The sequence below is a fragment of the Desulfobacter sp. UBA2225 genome (assembly GCF_002348205.1).
Classification (GTDB): domain Bacteria; phylum Desulfobacterota; class Desulfobacteria; order Desulfobacterales; family Desulfobacteraceae; genus Desulfobacter; species Desulfobacter postgatei.
This window is the reverse complement of record NZ_DDYV01000024.1, coordinates 1-3973: the sequence shown is the minus strand read 5'-3', so window position 1 is coordinate 3973 and position 3973 is coordinate 1. Positions and strand designations below refer to the sequence as shown.

Here is a 3973-nt window from a genome sequence, read left to right as displayed (position 1 = left end):
TGACCATCTCCCCCTGCGCTGAAATCCTGCCTTCACACCGCACCAAGGGGACAGAATTTTTTTCGCGGCCTTTGGCGAAAATCATTCTGTCCCCGATTTCGAAGTACCAAAACTAACAATTCAAGACCTGACCCCTCTCTCTGTGTGAATGAATTACAGTCCCTTATGCGGCCTTTGGCGAAAATTATTCTGTCCCCGATTTTCGAAGCACCAAAACTAACAATTCAAGACCTGACCCTCTTCTTCTCTCTGAAAAAAATCCCCCGTAAATTAACTTTTCCGGAAAATCATAAAAAAATTCCGGTTTTCCGGAATTTTCCCTTTGCCAATCATTTTTCTTTAGCAATTTTAACAGATTACAACTTTTTTATTTTTCCGGTAAACCGGAAAAATAAAAAGAACGCTTTTTCCCCCAAATTTTCCATCTTTGCCGTTTCAGCGCCAACCCCCTTGCTATAAGGCTTTGCGAGGACACCTGTCATTCACCCGTTCAAAATAGTCTTTAAGCCATGGTTTCTATTTTCCGGAAAATTAACGCAAATTCCCCCGGTAACTTCACTCGTCGCTACCAGAAATAGTATTTTTTTACCCATTGCCGCCAAAACAAAAACATAATATTTTATCAATCCACATACATTCAAAACAGTTACATCACAACTCATGACCATCATTAGCAAGAGACAGAACAACCATCCACTATCAACGAAATTATGGCATGCTATTTGCTTAAGATTTAGCACAGGGATCGTTCAATTAAGCAAGAGGGGAAAGGGACAGGATTATTAACCAAAGTCCTGCCTATTCAAATTAAGTTGAAAATGAAGAAACAAGGAGAAAAAAATGAAAAAGAAAGTTTTGGCAAGTTTGGCCATGGGAGCAATCGGAGTAGGGCTGATGGCTGGGAACGCAATGGCTGTGCCAGGGGCAGCACTGCAAGGAGTTTTAGATGGTATTACAAAAGATCCTATAGGGAATAGCAGTATTGACGTCACCACAGATTATATCACAGAGGGTCTCGATGATTATTGGGCAATCGCCGGCTCAGGCGGAAGCATTTCAACGATAGTCATCGAGTTAGCCGGTTATGCAGGAAGCAACACTTTTGGCATTTATGACGCAGCAAATTCTGCAAATTTTGTTCAAATTTTTGCGGGTGCAGATGCAGCTGGAGCTCAAAAACAAGTTTCTATCCTAGGTGATGGCTCAGTTTTTGTAAATTTCGCAGATACAGGCATCGACTTTGCGGGTAATAACTTTGGTTATTATTTAGATACTCCTGACTCAGCCTTTTATAGCGACACCTTGTTGAATACAGATCAATTTGATCATATGTTTGCGTATCAAGGACTTGGGACAGATACAATTCAGATCCCCCCATATGCCGCTGGAGTTTGGGGTACTGGTGAATACGTTTTAGCTTGGGAAGACATAGTTGGCGGAGGTGACCAAGATTGGGACGACTTCGTCGTCATGGTAGAATCTGTAAGTCCAGTCCCTGAGCCAGCCAGCATGCTTCTGTTTGGCACTGGCCTTGCCAGTCTTGCCGGGCTTGTCACCAGACGTAAAAAGAATTAAGGGCTGTTTATTAGCTGATCTTTGACACACAGCGCTTTTGTATCGCGCTGCCTCCTCTTACTCCTTTTGGCCTTTTGGAAAGTTCCTTCAAAAAGGTCAAAAGGAGTTTTTTTGTTCAGGGGGTCAGGAAATTTCTCTGAAAGTAAAGAGAAGGGTTGGCATGTTGCCAGACGGCATCTCAAGCAAAAACATCTCAATATTGGCACAATATTTGCTTGCACAATTTCAAGATAAATCAAGCCGTTTTAGGCATCATTACCACCTTTTTACGCAACAAGGAGCATTAAACCATGAAGCAAAATGTATCATCCAACCTGAAAAAATACACCTGCCAAGGCCTTGCCGCCCTCGGAATTCTGGCAGCCTGCTGCCAGACGGCCAACGCGGCCAGCCTGTTTCCCGCCGCCGATGGCTGGACACAAATAGCAAATGATGACGGAAGCATTAGCCCCGGTGTCGGCGGCCAAACCTTTGATGCCGAATACCTTGCCTATAAATTAGTGGGCAATACCCTGTTCGTCGGACTACAGGCTGGATTTGATCTGGTGGACGGACATGTTAAATATACTGACAATAAAGATTATTATGCCGGCGACCTGGCCCTCTCATTCGATGGCAATGCCTCTACTTATGAGTATGCTTTTGATTTTGGCCTGTTCACTAAAGATTATTACAATGGTGAATTGGTTGAGGCAGATAACAATGCTGATGGAAAAGACGATTTTGGCCTTTACAGTGTTACAGAATGGAATGATGACATAGCTTTTACCACCTCCAACCCCTTTGCCATGGACGGGGGAACAATGGTTTCCGGAGCTAACGGCACAACAGCAGCCGGTCAAGACGGAACTTCTTACTGGCGAACCGTCTCTTTTGACCTTACATCCCTTGGTCTTACCGGTATCTTCACCCTTGACGCCCACTGGACTATGTCATGCGGCAATGACGCCATCAACGGAAGTGCCGATGTCCCCGTTCCCGAACCGGCAACCATGCTCCTCTTCGGCACCGGCCTGATGGGCTTGGCGGGCCTGCAACGCCGCAGGATGAACAAAGAATAAGCTTATATCTCTTGTCATAATTTCGTTTTTTCTCCGGGCGGAGCCAAATGGCTCCGCCCTTTTTTTGTCAAAATTTAAAGAGGGCCGTAAATGACATTGAGAAAAAGATAGTAAAAACGACTTGACAACCTCCCTGCCGACAGTTACATGTAACAAAAAATGGGAGAAAAATATCATGGCAACACCAATTACCGAAAGAGTGCAAAAGCGGAGGGCCGCACTTCGCAATGCCGGTTTACGCCCCATTCAACTTTGGGTCCCTGACACCAGACGACCTGAATTTACGGATGAATGTCGCCGTCAATCAAGACTGGCCGCGCAGGCAGACAGAGCGAATGCTGCACTTTTAGATTTCATGAACAATGCTGTAACAGATATAGATGGATGGGTAGAATGAATCGTGGGGATTTTGTGACCGTGGACATGCAGGGTAGTTTTGGCAAGCCAAGGCCGGCCTTGATACTCCAGTCCGATCGATTCGATGAACATGCGACCGTGACCATTCTACCTGTAACAAACACGATGGTCGATGCCCCATTATTTCGGGTAACAATTGAGCCAAGCATTACCAACGGACTCAAGAAAGCTTCCCAAATAATGGTGGATAAAACCATGACCGTAGTAAGAGAGAAGGTTGGAGAGCCATTCGGTAAAATTGACGGCAAGACAATGCTGGAGATAGAGCGCTGTCTTGCCGTATTCTTAGGATTTACCTGATAACCTCCTAACACGGGATGAATCCCGCAACCCAAGTAGTCAGTAGTCAGTAGTCAGAAGGGGTAGGATGGGCAAAGCGAAGCGTGCCCATTAATTGCTCTATCCAGGACGGCGCCAGAGCTTCGAAGACGGGAAACGGTCATGTTCAGTTGGGGACAGAATTAAAATCTGTCCCCTCAGACCAGGATTGTGCCCATCAATTCCTCTGAATTTCGTGTTTTTCTTAACAGGAGTTCAGCAGTAAGGCACTAACGCGGGATGAATCCCGCAACCCATTTCAGGGGACAGATGACAGAAATCAGACCGGTAGCCCGGATGCAGCGTTAGCGGAATCCGGGGAGCTCCATGACTTCGTGGCACACCCTGCCCCGGATTTCGTTTCACTCCATCCGGGCTACCAGCGGGGTATTCCGCTCATTGGAACTGTTGATAACATCCACGAATGGCTGAAAAACAATACCATCGACGATGGTCGATCATCGCCATTCCCCGCTCACTTCTCAAGGACGCCGAGCCACTGGTCATGGACTGCAAGGAGGAAGGCCCTATCTTCAAAATCAAGAATGATCCCCGCATCACCCGGGTAGGCGGCTTTTTAAGTAATTGAGAAAAAATAACTT

At 46.0% G+C, this 3973-nt stretch carries 5 protein-coding genes; 4 read left to right on the top strand and 1 reads right to left on the bottom strand.

Features of this window, described 5'->3' with window-relative positions:
• Positions 1–840: 840 nt before the first annotated feature.
• From B3D59_RS01000 to B3D59_RS00985, 4 genes are all read left to right on the top strand, one after another.
• Complete coding sequence (locus tag B3D59_RS01000; RefSeq protein ID WP_286817218.1) at positions 841–1575, top strand: DUF4114 domain-containing protein; 735 nt, start codon at positions 841–843, stop codon at positions 1573–1575.
• Between the two features lie 290 nt (positions 1576–1865).
• Positions 1866–2636: a PEP-CTERM sorting domain-containing protein gene (locus tag B3D59_RS00995; RefSeq protein WP_286817217.1), complete on the top strand. Its 771-nt coding sequence runs from the start codon at positions 1866–1868 to the stop codon at positions 2634–2636.
• A 175-nt stretch (positions 2637–2811) separates the two neighbouring features.
• Positions 2812–3033 carry an antitoxin MazE family protein gene (locus B3D59_RS18380; RefSeq protein WP_286817216.1) on the top strand — a complete coding sequence of 74 codons (222 nt, stop codon included), beginning with the start codon at positions 2812–2814 and terminating at the stop codon, positions 3031–3033.
• Positions 3021–3353 (top strand): type II toxin-antitoxin system PemK/MazF family toxin, encoded by a 333-nt coding sequence (locus B3D59_RS00985; protein WP_286817215.1) that lies wholly within the window; start codon positions 3021–3023, stop codon positions 3351–3353. The genes B3D59_RS18380 and B3D59_RS00985 overlap by 13 nt, the downstream gene beginning before the upstream one ends.
• 414 nt (positions 3354–3767) lie before the next feature.
• Here B3D59_RS00985 and B3D59_RS00980 read toward each other — a convergent pair.
• The coding region (locus B3D59_RS00980) for a hypothetical protein (protein ID WP_286817214.1) at positions 3768–3973 on the bottom strand (206 nt) is incomplete at its 5' end.